The organism is Nocardioides sp. NPDC101246 (assembly GCF_044767415.1).
Lineage (GTDB): Bacteria > Actinomycetota > Actinomycetes > Propionibacteriales > Nocardioidaceae > Nocardioides.
This window is the reverse complement of the sequence record NZ_JBIWNX010000009.1, coordinates 196,574-212,695: the sequence shown is the minus strand read 5'-3', so window position 1 is coordinate 212,695 and position 16,122 is coordinate 196,574. Positions and strand designations below refer to the sequence as shown.

The following is a 16,122-nucleotide window of genomic DNA, read 5'->3' as shown; positions in this document are numbered from 1 at the left end:
ACAGACTGGAGCAATCCCGATGACGACAACCCAGGAAACCGAAGACCAGTCCAAGCCCGGCCCTCTCGTCGGCGTGCGGGTCATCGAGGTCGGTGACCGGATCGGCGAGTACTGCGGTCTCGTGCTCGCCGGTCTCGGTGCCGAGGTGATCAAGGTCGAGCCGCCGGAAGGCGCCGAGAGCCGGCGGATGGGGCCGTTCGTCGATGACGTACCCGATCCGGAGAAGTCGCTGCACTTCTGGACCTACAACCGTGGCAAGCGGTCGGTGGTCCTGGATCTCGACACCGACGACGGGCGCAGCGGGCTGGAGGAGCTGGTCGCGGGCGGGGACGTACTCCTGGACGCGACGCCGGTTGGATACCTCGACGAGCGTGGCCTCGGCAGCGCGACCCTGCGCGGACGCCTCCCGGAGCTCGTGGTCGCCCGGATGACGCCGTTCGGCGAGGAGGGACCTCGCAAGGACTGGAAGGCCAGCGACCTGGTTCACCTGGCGCTGGGCGGTCAGGTGATGAACAACGGCTACGACCCGAACCCGTCGGGCGAGTACGACCTGCCGCCGGTGGCCGCGCAGCTCGACCACTCCTACGCCGTTGCGGGGGAGCAGCTGGCCTTCACCGTGATCGCTGCGCTGATCAGTCGTCGCCGGACCGGTCAGGGCCAGCACCTCTCCTGCGCCGTGCACGAGGCGCTGGCGAAGAACACCGAGGGCGACCTGATGTCCTGGGTCTGTCTGCGTACCCCGTTCAACCGGCAGACCTGCCGCCACTCCGCGCCCAACGTCTCGATCCACCGCTCGATCTTCCAGACGAAGGACGGCCGTTGGATCCTGGCCTCCACCCGCAATGCCAAGCTGCTCGGTCCGTTCCTGGAGAAGTACGGGATCGGCGACGAGATCAGCGACGGCAGCGACGAGAAGACCAAGGACTCCCGTGTCCTCCCCGGCATGGAGGGCGGCGCCGCCCGCAACATGGACGCCGTCGAGCACACCGTGCGGCGCTACCTCTTCGAGGACGTCCCGTGGCGGGAGGCCCAGGAAGCCGGCCTGATGTGGGTGCCCGTGCGCAAGCCGCATGAGTCGGCGTACGACGAGCACTGGCTGCAGCGTGGCACGTACGGAGACATCGAGCACCCTGAGCTGGGCCGTTCGCTGCGTTACCCGCTGAGCAAGTGGATCGCCACCGAGACCGCTTGGGTCAAGCCCGACCCGGCGCCGCGTCTCGACCAGCACGGCGACCTGCGCACCACGATCACGCCGCGACCGCTGGAGCGCTCCTCGTTGATCGTGCCCGAGCGGCTCTCACAGCACGGACAGCCGTGGGCCCTCCAAGGAGTACGCGTCCTGGACTTCACCTGGATGCTGGCCTCGGCCGGTGCCACCCGCTTCCTCGCCGCGCTCGGCGCCGACGTGATCAAGGTCGAGTGGCACAAGAACCTCGACCCGCGTCGAGGTGGTAACCCGGTCGGAGGCCGGGAGGCCCGCGAGGCGGCGACGGGACCGGTGCCCTCGCAGTGGCCCGCCGATCTGGGTGGCCCGGTCGGCGCGCAGTACAACAACAAGAACCCCGGCAAGCGCGGCATCTCGCTCAACGTGAAGCACCCCAAGGGCCTCGAGATGGCCCGCCGGATGGTCGCCGAGAGCACCATCGTGGCCGAGGGCTTCTCGCCGGGCGTCATGGAGAGCTGGGGCCTGGGCTACGACGAGCTGCGCAAGATCAAGTCCGACATCATCTACGCCAAGCAGTCCGGTATGGGCACGGCAGGCATCTACGGCCGCTTCCGCACCATCGGACCGGTGGCCCAGGCCTTCGCCGGTACGTCGGAGATGAGTGGCCTGGCAGACCCGTTCCCGCCGGCGGGCTGGGGCTACTCCTACCTGGACTGGTACGGCGCCTACAGCTTCGCGCTGGCAATCCTGAGCGCCGTCTACCACCGTGACGTCACCGGCGAGGGACAGGCGATCGACGCCTCCCAGAGCGAGGTCGGCATCTTCATGACCGGTGTCCCGGCTTTGGACTACCAGGTCAACGGACGGGAATGGCAGCGCGCGGGCAACCGCTCGCCCTATGCCACCGCCGCGCCGGAGGGTCTCTACAAGGCCAAGGGCCACGACCGCTGGATCGCCATCACTTGCGCCAACGACGCGGACTGGGTCGCGCTGGCAAAGGAGGCCGGTCACATCGAGTGGCTCTCCCATGCGGACTTCGCCACCGCGGCGGACCGGCACCGCAACCGGGCCGCGTTGGACAGGCTGATCCAGACCTGGACGGCCGAGCAGGAGCCGTTCGGCCTGATGCAGCGGCTGCAGGCCGTCGGGATCGCTGCCGGCGTCGCCCAGACAGCCCAGGACCGGGTCGAGAACGACCCGCAGCTGGCCTCGCTCGAGTGGCTGACCGAGCTCGACGCCACCAACTTCGGCCACTGGCCGGTGGCGGCGCCGTCGGTGAAGATGTGCGACACGCCCCAGTACGCGGGCGGCCAGGTGGGCCGCGGTGCGCCGATCTACGGCGAGCACAACTACGAGGTCTATGAGGAGCTGCTCGGGCTGAGCCGCGACGAGGTCGACGAGCTGGCCGAGGAGGATGCGATCTGATGGCGGCCACGCAACTGGGCGGCGCCATCCGGGGCCGGACCGCGATCGTCGCTGCCGGCAACACCGCCCAGGGCACGATCCCGGGGATCTCGGCCGACGAGCTCGCCGTGGAGGGGATGCGGATCACGCTGGCCGAGGCCGGTATCGACAAGTCCGAGATCGATGGTCTGATCACGTGCAAGTCGTACGGCGGCTTCGGGATCGACACTGAGATCGGCCGTCTCGCCGGCCTCAATCCGGCGTACAGCGCGACCCTCGACTACGGCACCTGCAACTTCTCGCTGCACCTGGCCTGCGCCGTGATCGACGCCGGCCTGGCCAGCGTGGTCGCGATCGTCTACGGCACCAACCAGCGCAGTGCGGGCAACAAGTTCTCGCACCCGTTGGGTCGCCAGGACGAGGCGTCGGTCTACGGCTTCCTCAACGTGGCCGGCCCGGCGGCGATGGCCTTCCGGCGCCACCAGAGCGTGCACGGCACCACCGAGGCCGACCTGGCCGAGATCTCGGTCTCGCAGCGGAAGTACGCCGTGGACAACCCGCTGGCGATCTTCCGTGAGCCGATGTCGGTCGAGGACTACCTCGCCGCGCCCTACCTGGTCGAGCCGCTGCGCCGCTCGGACCTGTGCATGATCTCCGACGGCGCCGCCTGCCTGATCGTGGCGCGTGCCGACAAGGCGGCCGAGCTGACCGACAAGCCGGTGCACGTGATGGGCATCGCTCAGCAGACGGGCCTGCGTGACCGGCAGAACGCCGATCAGTGGATGCGGCCATGGATCCAGCAGGTCGCCGATCGGATCTATCCGGCGGCCGGGATCGACCGGTCCGACGTCGGAGCGCTCTACATCCAGGATCCGACCAGCATCTGGGTGCTCCAGATGCTGGAGTACTACGGCTTCGTCGAGCCCGGGGGTGTCGGCGACGCGTTCCGCACCGGCGCCGTCGGCCACGGCGGGAGGCTGCCGCTCAACACTAACGGTGGACAGCTCTCCGAGGCGTACATGTGGGGCTTCCTGCATCTGTGCGAGGCCGTCCGGCAGCTCCGCGGCGAGGCAGGCGCGCGTCAGATCGACGGACTCACCACGGCGCAGTACGCATCGACGTTCGGCTTCATGAAGGCCGCGAGCACGATCCTCTCCCGGGAGCTGGCATGAGCTACGAGACCCCTGAGACCTCCGACGACTCGCGCTTCTGGGACGAGGCCGCGCAGGGCCGCCTGGTGTTCCAGCGCTGCGAGGCCTGCTCGTACGTGCGTTGGCCGGCCGCGGGCGTGTGCCCCGAGTGTCTGGACCGCCGCTTCGTCTGGGAGGAGGTCGAGCCCGCCGGAACGGTATGGAGCTACGCCGTCTATCACCGGGCCTATGCCGGTCACCTCAAGGAGCGGATCCCCTACAACGTCACCCTCGTCGAGCTCGACTGCGGAGTGCGTCTGTTGAGCACCCTCGTCGGCTTCGACGACGACGCTCCTGTGGGCGCGCGCGTGCGCGCCCGCTTCGAGGCGGTCGGCGACCACTCCGTCGTCCCCGTCTTCGGGCCTGCCTGAGCCTGCCTGTCGTAACGCTGACACGACGGGCCCACCCGGGGACCGTCGCCACGGAAGGAGCACGATGAACACGCCGCACGGTGTCCCCGTCACGGATTTCGACCACCACTCCCGAGCGTATGCCGAGCGACCGTTCGAGACGCTCGCCACGCTGCGCAACGACACGCCCGTCGCTTGGTCGACAGCCCACGACGGCTTCTGGGTCGTCACCGACCATGAGCACGTCATGGCCGGATTCTCCGACTACGAGACCTTCTCCTCGGCGCGCGGGCCGGCGATCCCGGCGCACCCGTTCGGCACCCGGCACATCCCGGTCGCCATCGATCCGCCGGACCACGCGATGTATCGCAAGGTGCTCAACTCCTGGTTCAGCAAGGCCTCGATCGACGCGCTGCAGCCGAAGATGAAGGCGATGGTGGAGGAGATCGTAGGAACGCTCGCGGCACGCGGCAGCTGGAACTTCGTCGACGACCTGGCGAACGTATCGCCGGGCGCGGTGACCCTCGACATCCTCGGGTGGGACGCGGGCCAGCGGATCGAGCTGCTCGACGTCATGACGTACGGCCTGATCAACATGGGCAACGCGGACCCGGCCGTGGTCGAGAAGAGCGCGGAGGGCAACCGCTGGATCCGCGAGCAGATCATGCGCGAGGTCGCCGATCGTCGCTCCGCCCCGCGCGAGGACCTGATGACGGTGCTGGCGACCGAGCCGATCGCCGGCGGCGAGATGCTGCTGGACGAGGAGATCACCGACATGGTCGTCCTGCTGCTGCTGGCGGGCTTCCACACCACCTCCGGTGCGCTCACCTCGCTGCTGGTGCACCTCGAGACGGACCCGGAGCTCCGCCGCCGCCTGGAGCAGGACCGGGACCTGATCCCGGCGGCGATCGAGGAGATCATCCGGGTCTACACCCCGGCCCCGCCGATCGCTCGGAACGTGGCCAACGACACCGAGCTCGGGGGCGTCTCGATGCGCGCGGGCGACTGGGTGCTGTTCGTGAACCAGGCCGCGAACCGCGATCCGTCGGCCTTCCCCGAGCCCGACGCCGTCGACCTCGACCGCAACCGGGCCAAGAGCGTGGCGTTCGGGTGGGGCGTACACCGGTGCCTGGGCCTGCACATGGCTCGCGCCATCCTGCGCCTGGAGGTCGAGGCGATCTTCGACCTGCTCCCGGGCTATGAGCTCGACCTGGATGCGGCGGTGCGTAGCAACGCCATGGGACAGGGATACTTCTTCACCTCCCTGCCGGCGCGTCTCCCGGCCGCAGCCGCCAGCTGAGAGCAGCCGTACGACCGAAAGACCGGTGCCCCCTCGCGAACCTCGCGAGGGGGGCACCGGTCTGTTGTATAGAGATCAGTCCAGGACGTCGATGGCGAGCCGGGGGCAGCCACCGACGGCTCGCTCGACCAAGGTCCGGTGCTCCTCGGCGACCTCGTCGCCGGGCCCGTGAGCTTCGGGCAGGACGCGCGCCTGATCCTGGTCATCGAGCTCGAAGACCAGCGGCGCGAGGGCCTCGCAGACGGCGTTGCCCTCACACAGGTCGGGGTCGATGGTGATGTGCATTTCAGGCTCCAGGAAGGTAGGCAGGAACGGAGTGGTAGAAGTAGCCGAGACCCATGTGATCGGACAGGACCGTGTTCTCCAGATCGATCCTGTAGTCAGGGATCAGATCGAGGCAGGCCTCGACCTCCAGCCGGAGGATCAGGCGGGCGAGATGCAGACCGAGGCAGCGGTGCACGCCCCACCCGAAGGCCATGCTCTTGGACCGGTCACGGTCCAGGTCGACCCGCTCGGGATCCGGGAAGGCTTCGGGGTCGTGGTTGGCTGCCATGTTCACGAAGAGGGTCCAATCGCCCTTCTTCATCTCGACACCGCCGAGCTCGGTGTTCTCGGTGACCCGCCGCGCGTGAGCGGTGGCGGGGGAGTAGATCCGGATGATCTCCTCGATCGCCGCGGGGATCAGGTCGCGATCCTGGTCGAGACGCTGCTTGACCTCGGGGTGCTGCTCCATGTGCACCATCAGGGCGGTGAACGCTCCGCTGGTGGTGTGGAACCCGGCGAGGATCAGCAGCACCACCATGTCCGCGAGCTCCTCGTCGGTGAGCTGCTTGCCGCCGACGATCGGCTCGGTGGCAAGGACCGTCATCAGGTCGTCGCGCGGCGCTGCGCGACGGTCGTTGGCCTCCCGCAGGATCTGCTCGCGGAACCAGCGGTTGCGCTGGGCGTTCTCCTCCTTGACCACCGGGTCGGGGTTGGCCTGGTTGCGCAGCGACACCGACATCACGTTGAGCAGCTCGACGCGTTGCGCGGGGTCCCAGCCGAGGATCGTCAGACTCACCGCGCCGGGTGAGACATTCGCGAGATCCGCGACGAAGTCCCAGCTGCCGCGCTCGGCGAGATCACCGACGAACCCCTCCACCATCGCCTTGATCTGTGGCTCTCGACGGGAGATCTCGGCCTTGCTGAACCACACGTTGAGCACCTTGCGGTAGGCCGCGTGGTCCGGGGGGTCGAAGGCCACCGGGATGTGACGAGCGCCGAACGGGTTCGCAGGAATCGCCGGCCCGGAGGCCGACGAGAACGTGCCGAAGTCGGCCAGCCCCTCGACGACGTGCTCGTGGTCGGTGATCACCCAGAAGCCGTCGTGCGCGGTCGACCACGCGATCGGTGCCTGGGTCCGCAGATCGGCGAGCACCTCGAAGGGACGCTCGGCGAACTCGGCGGCGTGGTGGTCGAAGTCGGTCACAACGACATCGGTAGGCGTGGACATCGTTCTCCTCTGTTGTTGCTGCTCGAATCGCAACTATGTTGTATCAGTACAGTTCCACTGGAAGAGGCTCCTGTCAACGCATCGGGAGCGCACACGGCATGCCATGGGGTGCGATTCCATTTGTGTTGCGTTATTATGAACCAATTGTGATGATCGGAGGAGGGGACTCCGACCCCACACGTTCCGCCCACCCGAGTACGGAGAGCCCATGACGTTCGTGATTTCGAAGGGATGCTGCAACGACGGATCGTGCGTCACCGTGTGCCCGGTCCAGTGCATCCGCCCACGCCCGGGCGACCCTGACTTCACCACCACCGAGCAGCTCTACATCGATCCCGACACCTGCATCGACTGCGGCGCGTGCATGGACGAGTGCCCCGTCGAGGCGGTGCACTCGGACTGGGATCTGCCGGAGGAGATGTCGGACTACCTGGCGATCAATGCCGAGTACTTCGCGATGAATCCGCTCGTCGGTGTCGGGCCTCCGACGTTCACCCGGCGGGTGCTGCCCGAGGACAAGCCCGCGCTGAGCGTCGCCATCGTCGGCACCGGCCCGGCCGCCTGCTATGCCGCCGCCACGCTGAGCGACATCAAGGGTGTCGCGGTGACGATGATCGAGCGGCTGCCCACGCCCTTCGGCCTGGTCCGGGCCGGCGTAGCGCCCGACCACGCCACGACCAAGAAGATCGCCGACCGGTTCGCCAGCGTGCTCTCGCGCCCGAACGTGACCTGCTACTTCAACGTCGAGGTCGGTGCGGACGTCACGATCGATGAGCTGCTCGAACACCACCATGCCGTGCTCTGGGCCGGTGGCGCGCGCGACGACCGCAAGCTCGGCATCCCCGGCGAGGAGCTCGATGGCGTGCACGCCGCTCGGTCCTTCGTCGCCTGGTACAACGGCCACCCTGACCACGCGTCCGAGCAATTCGACCTCAGCGGAGATCGGGTCGTCGTCATCGGCAACGGCAACGTCGCGCTCGATGTCGCGCGGACGCTGCTGCGGCCCACCGCCGACCTCGAGGCCACCGAGATGGCCGAGCACGCCATCGCCGCGCTGGCCGAGAGCAAGGTTGCCGAGGTGGTCGTCGCGGCACGACGCGGTGCTGAGCACGGCGCGTTCTCCCAGGGTGAGCTCCTTGCCCTGGAAGGGATCGAAGGCATCACCGTGGTGGCTGAGCCCGACGAGATCTCCGCCGACGGCAGCGGCCGCAAGCACGAAGCGCTGCTGCGCGCCACCCGACGCGACGGCTCCGACGGCCCGGCGATCCGGTTCCGGTTCGGTGTCGAGCCGGTGTCCATCGAGGGCTCGGACGGCGTCGAGGCGATCAGCTTCCGCCGCCCCGACGGCTCCATCGAGCAGATCGGTACCTCGCTGGTGCTCCGAGCCATCGGCTACCGAGGTACTCCGGTCGAGGGACTGCCGTTCGACGACGCCACGGCGACGCTGCCCAACGACGCCGGTCGGGTCGTCGATCCCGCGAGCGACGACCCGGTGCCCGGGTTGTACTGCTCCGGCTGGATCAAGCGAGGTCCCCGCGGCATCATCGGCAGCAACAAGCAGGACGCCGAGGAGACGGTCGACTGCATCCTCCAGGACCTGGGTGCGGGACGGCTGCGAGAGCCGAGCCGCACCTCTGAGGATCTGGCCAAACTGCTCGAGGATCGCGTCGAGGACCTTCTCGACAAGGCGGCCTGGGGCCGTATCGATCTGGAGGAGAAGCGTCGCGGTCGTGAGAGCGCACGGCCCCGGCAGAAGCTGGTGACGATCGAGGAGCTGCTCGCCGCGTCCCGGGTGCAGGCGTGACGTCGGCACCGGAGGCGGGAACCGAGCTGGTAGAGGTCGACGGCGTCGGCATCGCCTGGAGGCACCTGGGGTCGCCCGAGGCCGGCACCGTACTGCTCGTCCACGGGGGTGCCGCGCACTCCGGCTGGTGGGCAGAGGTCGCCCCGGTGCTGGCCCGAGATCACCACGTCGTACTGGCGGATCTGAGCGGGCACGGAGACAGCGACCATCGACCGGCGTATCGCGCCGGGCTGTGGGCCGAGGAGATGGCCGCCGTGCTGCGCGCCGCAGGCGTGGGTACGACGACCGGTCCGGCCACCGTGGTGGGGCACAGCATGGGTGGCCTCGTCGCGGTGGCGACGGCTGCTCGATTCCCGGAACTGGTGGAAGGCCTGGTCCTGGTCGACACTCGTCTCCCGTTGCGGGAGCTGCCGCCCCCGACCGCGCCGGCTCGCCTCTACGTCTCGGCACAGCAGGCGCTCGACCGGTTCCGGCTCCTGCCCGACCGGACCAACGCCGATTCCAGCCTGCTGCAGGAGATCGCTCGGATGGGTCTGATCGAGGCCGATCCCGGGTGGCGATGGAAGTTCGACCCAGCGGCCCGTCGTCGGTTGAGCAACGTCGAGGTGCGCGAGGACCTGGCGGGCGTTCGTTGTCCCGTCGGCTACCTGTACGGAGCGGAGAGCGACATGGGTGGGCCCGATTCGGCCGCCTGCCTGCAGGAGTGGCTCGGTCGGCCGGTGCCGGCCGAGGTCGTACCCGATGCCTTTCACCACGTCCCGCTGGACCAGCCGGCGCGCTGCGCGGAGGCGATCGAACACATGCTCGCCGAACTGGTGCGCCGATGAGCGGCTGGCGCGCGGTCGCCGGGTTGATCACTCGCCGGCGGTTGCCGACGACACCTGCGCTGGTGCCGGGCGAGCGGTACGTCTGTGACCTGGGCGGCCCGGGCGAGCGGCTGGCCGATCTCGAGCTCGTCCAGGTCGACCGTTGGGTCGAGGCCTATGCCGACGGCGTGCTGCACCAGGGCATGACGGCGCGCTTCCGGACTCCCCGGGGGGACAGCGTCGAGATCCCTCGTGAGGACGTGCTGTGGCACCGTGACCATCACCCCCTGATCGTGAAGGCGGCAGCTGTTCTCGACGTGCCGCTCGTTCCGCCGCGGCGACGGCCGTTGCCGCAGTGGCGAGTCGGTACGGCACGCGTCGGCTCGCTGGGCATGGTCGAGCTGGGCCGACTCCTGACGGGACAAGGTGAGCGATGATGCTCGGCGGGGACGACGTCCTGCCGTTCGAGGTCGATGTCGAGGATGACGTACTGACCGATCTGAGGCGTCGGCTGAAGCACACCCGCTGGCCCGACCAGATCCCCGGGTCCGGCTGGGAGCGGGGCACCGACGGCGGTTATCTGCGCACCCTGATCGACTACTGGCACGACGACTTCGACTGGCGAGCGCAGGAGCGGACACAGAATGCCTGGCCGCAGTTCGTGACCACGCTGGACGGCGCGCGCGTGCACTTCTTCCACGTACGCTCGCCGCATCCCCAGGCAAGGCCGCTGATGCTCACCCACGGCTGGCCGAGCACACCACTGGAGTTCCTCGGTGTGATCGGTCCGTTGACGGATCCGACGGCCTACGGCGGCCGGGCCGAGGACGCCTGCCACGTGGTGGCGCCGTCGATGCCGGGATTCGGCTGGAGCCTGCCGACCGCGGAGTCCGGCTGGCATGCCGGCCGGATCGCGAGCGCCTGGCTCGAGCTCATGCGGCGTCTCGGCTACGAGCGGTTCGTCTCACACGGGACCGACTGGGGCTCGGTCGTCTCCACCGAGATGGCGCGGCAGGCGCCAGAGCGCGTGGCCGGCCTCCACCTGACCCTTCTGATCAGTGGGCTACGTCCCGCGGACGGGGTGCTGACCCCCGAGGAGGAGGTGCAGCAGCAGGCGAACGACGCCTTGCGTGGCACCGAGCTCGGCTATGTGATGCTGCAGTCCACCAAGCCCCAGACCCTCGCCCATGCGCTCGCCGACTCGCCCGTCGGTCAGGCAGCCTGGATCGTGGAGAAGCTCCGGGGTTGGACCGACTGCGACGGCGACCTCGAGTCGGTTCTGAGCAAGGACGAGATCCTCACCAGCGTGACGACGTTCTGGGTCACGGGCACCGGCGGCTCGTCGGGGAGGCTCTACTACGAGGGACGCGTCGCCGCCGTCGACTCCGTGCCACGCCCTGGCCGGATCGAGGTGCCGACGGCCGTCGCACTGTTCCCGAAGGAGCTCTACCCGACCTCGCGCCGGATCGCGTCGGAGCACTACGACATCGTGCGCTGGACACCGATGGCTCGCGGCGGGCACTTCGGTGCGTGGGAACAGCCGGACCTGCTGGTGACGGACCTGCGCGCGTTCCTCCGCGGGCTCTAGTCCGCTCCCGGTTCCGGCTGGAGCTGCGAGTCCGCGCGGCGGGCTTCCCCGGCTCCGGGCGAGGCTGCCTCCAGTGCCGCGCGATGATCCGGGTGAGCGAGGCCGATCAGTCGCTCACGCCGCTGTGCCAGGGTGAGCCCGCGCAGCCGTGCAGCGCCGTACTCGGTGACGACCCAGTCGACCTCGCTGCGGGGTACGGCGACCGGGCCGTGCAGTTGCGGCACGATCGCGGAGCGACCACCGGCGGTCGCGCGCACGATGGTGATGGCGCCGCCTCCCGGAGACAGCATGGCCGGGCGGGCGAAGTCGAGCGCTCCGCCGGCGGCACCGACGTAGCGCCCGCCGGCGACCTCGGTGTTGACCTGTCCGGTCAGATCGATCTCGATCGCGGCGTTGATGGCGGTGAAACGCGGAAGTGAGGCGAGGACGGCGGGATCGTGGGTGTGCGCGGTCTCGCGCAGCGCGATGGCGGGGTTGCGGTGAGCGAGTCGGAACAACGCCTCCGACCCGAGAAGCAGACCGGCGACCGAGACACCGGTGTCGCGGGTCTTGTGGGCGTTGGTGACCACGCCGGCGGCGATGAGGTCGGCCAGGGCGTCGCCGAGGGCTCCGGTGTGCACGCCCAGGTCGTGATGACCGCTCAGACTCCGCACAGCGGCATCCGGCAGTGCCCCGATGCCCACCTGGAGGGTCGCTCCGTCGCTGACGATGCCGGCGACGTGTGCTCCGATCGCTGCGGTCCCCGTAGTCCGCGGGCCGCCGGGTAGGGGCGTGGGTAGGTAGGCGACCTCGACGAGAGCACTGATGCGCTCGGCCGGGATCATCGGTGCGTCCGGTGAGTGCGGCGCGGCGTGATTGACCTCGGCCACCACGACGCGGGCGTTGCGTACGGCGGCCATGAGGTACTCAGCGGCGAGAGCGAGGTGGTACGTGCCGGCGGTTGCGCCCGGGGTGACCTGGACGAGGGCGACGTCGACGGGCATGGCGCCCTCGGCGATGAGCTGCGGCAGATCGCTGTACCGGCTCGGGACGATGTCGAGGCGGCCGGCGTCGTCGAGGAGCCGGTTGACTCCGCCCCCGCCGTACGACTTGAAGCCGAGTCCGGCGGCGCCCACGGTGTCCTCGGCCGCGCTGATACCGACGAAGCAGCGTAGATCCGGGACGGCGCTCGCCGCCTCTCGGAGCGCGTGGGTCAGGGTGCGCGGCTCCGCGCAGCCTTGCCCCCAGACGACGGTGTCGCCGGCGCGCAGCAGTTCGGCCAGGTCGCGCATGGGTCCTCCGCTGATCTTCTCAAATGATGTTCAAAGTGTGCCCATCCGTATTCTTACCCCACGGTCTCGCTCGTACTGCGATGTCCTTATGGTGATCCGGCTTTGTGGAGGACGCCGATCACGCGGCGTCCTCCTGTGGCGTGTAGGGGCCTCGACGAGTTTCGCCGGGCATGAGCGTCGGCTTGCAGCCGCACTCGTCGTCGCACGCCAGGTAGATGTGTGCCGGGTGCCCGCACCACGGGCACGGCAGGTCGTGTGACAGATGGAACGGGTTGAACTGAACGACGTCCCACATGATCGCGCCTCCTCTCTGGTCTGTATCCGTTTCCGACGGTGAACAGTCCCTACCTTCCGTGCGTTGTGGCGCCTGTCACATCGGGCAGACTACGTACGTGGGTACGTAGATCGCGCCGGACCGCGACGCCGGGGCCGGCCCCGCCGGCACCGATGCCTCGTGCACGTGCGTGCAGGTCTGGGGGAGTGGCCAACCGACTCGCCTCCGCGACCTCGCCCTACCTGCTCCAGTACGCCGAGAACCCGGTCGACTGGTGGGAGTGGGGGTGGCGGCGTTCGACGAGGCGCGGCAGCGGGAGATTCCGGCCCTGCTGTCGTTCGGCTACGCCGCACGCCACTGGTGTCAGCTGACTTCGCTCCGCCGCCCGATCGCCAGTGCGTGCGGACTCACGCTCCAATCGGTGCCGTTTCGTGTCGATCCGGGTCGGTCTATGTCGAGGGCAGTCGGATGTGCTTGCGGAGTTTTCGTGCGTGCCGGTCATCGACCCATCGTCGTGGACCAGGATCAAATCCAGCGGTCCCGGTTCTTGACCCAGTTGGGCGCAGAGCGCGAGCATTCGGTTGTTGTCGCGGGTGATGATCGCGTCGCCGGCCGCGGCGCGGGTGCCGTTGGCGACGGTGATCGTTCGGCCGAGTGATGCACGGTGTCCACTCCAGATGCATGTCTGCGGCGACACGACTTCGAGCTGGGGAGTCACACAACGCGGGGCGCGTGCTGGTCGCTTGGCGAAAGCACCTCGTGGGCCGGAGACATCGGCCGGCGGGAGCCTGAGTCGGGAGGATCTGTGCGTCGTCGTGATCAGTTCCGGCTACAGCGAGGACGACTCCCGCAGGATCGACGCGTGGCGGGTCGACGCACGCACACTCGCTCTGAAGATGCGGAGCCGCCGGGCGGATGTCGTGACGCCGCGTAACAGAACCGCCGCCGCGCACCTTGGCGGGGTTGCCTGTTTTGATCAAGCCGCGTTCGACGGCCGTGCCGAGGATGGTTCGAAGTAGGCCATACGCCCGTGCCCGTGTGGTGTCCCGGCCGACTGCGGTGTTTCCGTACCACTTGTCGATGGCCTCGGAGGTGATGTCAGCGAGCGGAGCGTTGCCGAATGCGGGGAGGATGTGGAGGCGTAGCAGGTCCTCGTAGTCGGACCTGGTCCTAGGTGCCAGGGGTCGCCCTTTGACCATTCGTGCCGGCAGCCAGGCTGCCGCGTACTCCTCGAACGTTGTCGGAGTCGTTGTTCGGGCGGTCTTGCGTGCTTCGGGGGAGGTCGACGTGGGTGCGTCCGGATCCGGGCGCACCCACAACCCACAGAGGCGATCGTTGTCTTCCTCCCGTGTCCACTACGCGTTCACCGGCCAGGCTTCCGACTGCTCTCCGGACGGCTTCGTCCTGTCTGCCTGGCTACACTCGGGCGACGGTTCTCGGAAGGACGGGCATGGCAGCAGAGTTGGCGCGCGGGGAAGGTCGGGTCCTTGTCGTCGCGGCCGACGAAGAGCTCGTCGACCTGCTGATGAGCACGCTCTCGCTGGCTGGGTACGACGTCTCGCACGAGCCCTCCGGCCAAGCTGCCGTGGCCCGGATGCGGGCCGAGGGGATCGACCTGCTGGTGGTCGACATCGCCACGCCCGGACTGGTGCACATCCCACGGCTCAAGTCCGCCGAGCGGGAGGCGGCGATCCTGTTCCTGGCCACCGAGGAGAGGTTCACGGGCCTCCTCGACGAGGTCGGCTTCAGCGGCGAGGACTATCTGCTGAGACCGTTCCGGGTCTCCGACCTCCTCGCCCGGGTGCATCTCCTGGTACGCGACGGGGTTGCGGCGGCGCGCCGGTCGGTGCTCGAGCGTGGTGAGCTGCGGATCGATGACGGCTCCTACCGGGCTTGGCGGGGTGATCGCGAGCTCGGCCTGAGCCCCGCCGAGTACCGCCTGCTGCGTGAGTTCGCCCGCAACCCCGGCCTGGTGCTCTCAAAGGAGCAGATCGCGACCAGGGTGTGGGGCTGCTCGCGCGACGACAACGCCATCGAGCGGCTCGTCTCCCGGTTGCGGAGCAAGGTCGACCGCGAGGATCCGGCCCTGATCCGTACGCAGCGAGGGTTCGGATACTCGCTGGTCAGAGGGTGATCTCCGGCGCTCGCGGCAACTGTCAGGTTGCCGTCAGGTTCGTGTCCGGGTGGTGTCAGAACCGGCTGCTGTGATGGGGGACACCCGATCACAGGAGGCCGTTCGTGACCGACACGATCCTCGACGACTATCCGCTCTATCCCTCGCCGCGCGACCTGAGCTGCCCGTTCGCCCAGCCGGAGAACGTACTCTCGACAACGCGCGAGAATGCACCCCTCGGCAAGGTCCGCATCTGGGACGGGTCCACGCCGTGGCTGGTCTCGAAGTACGCCGACCAGCACGCGCTGCTGACCGACCCGCGTCTCTCGATCGACGAGAAGCGCGAGGGCTACCCGCACATGACGCGCGGGCGGAGCGAGTCGGCGAAACACACCCCGCCGTTGATCACGAACACCGACGCCCCTGAGCACACCAGGCTGCGCCGGATGGTGAACCTGCCGTTCACGGTCAAGCGGATCGAGGCGCTCCGGCCGCGGATCCAGTCGCTCGTCGGTGAGCTGCTCAACGAGATGCTCGCCGGTCCCCGCCCCGTGGATCTGGTGCAGGCCTTCGCGCTGCCGGTGCCGACCATCGTCATCACCGACATGCTCGGCGTCTCCTACGACAACCGCGAGGACTTCCAGCACGCCAGCCACACGCTGGTCAGCCACGACGCGACCCCGGACGAGTCCGCAGCAGCCGGTGCGGTCCTGGGCGGCCACATCGGGGCCGCGATGCAGGCCAAGATGGCCGAGCCCGCCGACGATGTGATGTCGGAGCTCGCTGCGCTGGTCAAGGCGGGGGAGATGTCGCCGCACGAGGCGCTGACGATGTCGACCGCGATCCTCATCGCCGGCCACGAGACCTCCGCGAGCATGATCGGGCTCGGCACCCTCGCGCTGCTGCAGAACCCCGACCAGCTCGACTACCTGCGCTCGGTCGCCGATGAGCCGAAGAAGGTGGCGGTCGCTGTCGAGGAGCTGCTGCGCTATCTGACGATCGTGCACACCGGCGTACGCCGGATCGCGAGCGAGGACATCGAGGTCGGTGGGACCGTGATCAGGGCCGGTGACGGCGTCGTGCTCGACGTCGCTGCGGCGAACTGGGACGCCGCCCGGTTCGCGGTGCCCGAGCGGTTGGACCTGGCCCGCGGTAATGCGCGGACCCATCACGCCTTCGGGTACGGCGCCCATCAGTGCCTCGGCCAGACCCTGGCCAGGGTCGAGCTCCAAGAGGCCTTCCGGGCGCTGGTGACCCGGGTCCCCGACCTGGCGCTCGCGGTGCCGGCCGCGGAGGTGGAGTTCGCGTTCGAGGGCGTGGCCTACGGGCTGCGCTCACTCCCGGTGACCTGGTGAACGGGGAGGA

At 68.9% G+C, this 16,122-nt stretch carries 16 protein-coding genes; 11 read left to right on the top strand and 5 right to left on the bottom strand.

Annotated features, from left to right (window positions below; translation table 11 throughout):
- Nucleotides 1-19 precede the first annotated feature (19 nt).
- From ACIRON_RS18400 to ACIRON_RS18385, 4 genes are all read left to right on the top strand, one after another.
- Nucleotides 20-2,590 (top strand): CoA transferase, encoded by a 2,571-nt coding sequence (locus ACIRON_RS18400; RefSeq protein WP_402994128.1) that lies wholly within the window; start codon nt 20-22, stop codon nt 2,588-2,590.
- Nucleotides 2,590-3,741, top strand: a complete 1,152-nt coding sequence (locus ACIRON_RS18395) for a thiolase family protein (protein WP_402994126.1) — start codon at nt 2,590-2,592, stop codon at nt 3,739-3,741. Before ACIRON_RS18400 ends, ACIRON_RS18395 begins: the two co-directional genes overlap by 1 nt.
- A complete protein-coding gene (locus ACIRON_RS18390; RefSeq protein WP_402994124.1) occupies nt 3,738-4,130 on the top strand; it encodes a Zn-ribbon domain-containing OB-fold protein in 393 nt (130 codons plus the stop codon). Before ACIRON_RS18395 ends, ACIRON_RS18390 begins: the two co-directional genes overlap by 4 nt.
- Before the next feature lie 64 nt (nt 4,131-4,194).
- Nucleotides 4,195-5,409: a cytochrome P450 gene (locus ACIRON_RS18385; RefSeq protein WP_402994122.1), complete on the top strand. Its 1,215-nt coding sequence runs from the start codon at nt 4,195-4,197 to the stop codon at nt 5,407-5,409.
- Nucleotides 5,410-5,484: 75 nt separating this feature from the next.
- On the opposite strand, the gene ACIRON_RS18380 is transcribed toward ACIRON_RS18385, so the two are convergent.
- Both ACIRON_RS18380 and ACIRON_RS18375 read right to left on the bottom strand, forming a co-directional pair.
- On the bottom strand, nt 5,485-5,694 hold the full coding sequence (locus tag ACIRON_RS18380) for a ferredoxin (protein WP_402994120.1): 210 nt from the start codon (nt 5,692-5,694) through the stop codon (nt 5,485-5,487).
- Nucleotide 5,695: 1 nt separating this feature from the next.
- Nucleotides 5,696-6,901 (bottom strand): cytochrome P450, encoded by a 1,206-nt coding sequence (locus ACIRON_RS18375; RefSeq protein WP_402994118.1) that lies wholly within the window; start codon nt 6,899-6,901, stop codon nt 5,696-5,698.
- 208 nt (nt 6,902-7,109) lie between these two features.
- Between ACIRON_RS18375 and ACIRON_RS18370 the strand changes: the two genes are divergently transcribed.
- The 4 genes from ACIRON_RS18370 to ACIRON_RS18355 are packed head-to-tail and all read left to right on the top strand — an operon-like array spanning nt 7,110 to nt 11,099.
- Nucleotides 7,110-8,705 (top strand): FAD-dependent oxidoreductase, encoded by a 1,596-nt coding sequence (locus ACIRON_RS18370; protein WP_402994116.1) that lies wholly within the window; start codon nt 7,110-7,112, stop codon nt 8,703-8,705.
- Nucleotides 8,702-9,532: an alpha/beta fold hydrolase gene (locus tag ACIRON_RS18365; RefSeq protein WP_402994114.1), complete on the top strand. Its 831-nt coding sequence runs from the start codon at nt 8,702-8,704 to the stop codon at nt 9,530-9,532. Before ACIRON_RS18370 ends, ACIRON_RS18365 begins: the two co-directional genes overlap by 4 nt.
- On the top strand, nt 9,529-9,948 hold the full coding sequence (locus ACIRON_RS18360) for a hypothetical protein (RefSeq protein WP_402994112.1): 420 nt from the start codon (nt 9,529-9,531) through the stop codon (nt 9,946-9,948). Before ACIRON_RS18365 ends, ACIRON_RS18360 begins: the two co-directional genes overlap by 4 nt.
- The gene (locus ACIRON_RS18355) at nt 9,948-11,099 is read left to right on the top strand and encodes an epoxide hydrolase family protein (RefSeq protein WP_402994110.1); all 1,152 of its coding nucleotides are present in this window, start codon (nt 9,948-9,950) and stop codon (nt 11,097-11,099) included. The genes ACIRON_RS18360 and ACIRON_RS18355 overlap by 1 nt, the downstream gene beginning before the upstream one ends.
- Here ACIRON_RS18355 and ACIRON_RS18350 read toward each other — a convergent pair.
- Both ACIRON_RS18350 and ACIRON_RS18345 read right to left on the bottom strand, forming a co-directional pair.
- Nucleotides 11,096-12,370, bottom strand: a complete 1,275-nt coding sequence (locus tag ACIRON_RS18350) for an acetyl-CoA hydrolase/transferase family protein (RefSeq protein ID WP_402994108.1) — start codon at nt 12,368-12,370, stop codon at nt 11,096-11,098. The genes ACIRON_RS18355 and ACIRON_RS18350 overlap by 4 nt on opposite strands.
- Nucleotides 12,371-12,488: 118 nt before the next feature.
- Complete coding sequence (locus ACIRON_RS18345) at nt 12,489-12,665, bottom strand: hypothetical protein (protein ID WP_402994106.1); 177 nt, start codon at nt 12,663-12,665, stop codon at nt 12,489-12,491.
- A 152-nt stretch (nt 12,666-12,817) separates the two neighbouring features.
- Between ACIRON_RS18345 and ACIRON_RS18340 the strand changes: the two genes are divergently transcribed.
- Complete coding sequence (locus ACIRON_RS18340) at nt 12,818-13,015, top strand: DUF255 domain-containing protein (protein WP_402994104.1); 198 nt, start codon at nt 12,818-12,820, stop codon at nt 13,013-13,015.
- A 78-nt stretch (nt 13,016-13,093) separates the two neighbouring features.
- On the opposite strand, the gene ACIRON_RS18335 is transcribed toward ACIRON_RS18340, so the two are convergent.
- A complete protein-coding gene (locus tag ACIRON_RS18335) occupies nt 13,094-13,957 on the bottom strand; it encodes a phage integrase central domain-containing protein (RefSeq protein WP_402994102.1) in 864 nt (287 codons plus the stop codon).
- A 137-nt stretch (nt 13,958-14,094) separates the two neighbouring features.
- On the opposite strand from ACIRON_RS18335, the gene ACIRON_RS18330 reads away from it, so the two are divergent.
- Together ACIRON_RS18330 and ACIRON_RS18325 are read left to right on the top strand one after the other, a co-directional pair.
- Nucleotides 14,095-14,778, top strand: coding sequence for a response regulator transcription factor (locus tag ACIRON_RS18330; protein ID WP_402994100.1), 684 nt, complete (start codon nt 14,095-14,097; stop codon nt 14,776-14,778).
- Nucleotides 14,779-14,882: 104 nt separating this feature from the next.
- Nucleotides 14,883-16,112, top strand: a complete 1,230-nt coding sequence (locus ACIRON_RS18325) for a cytochrome P450 (protein WP_402994097.1) — start codon at nt 14,883-14,885, stop codon at nt 16,110-16,112.
- Nucleotides 16,113-16,122: the final 10 nt, after the last annotated feature.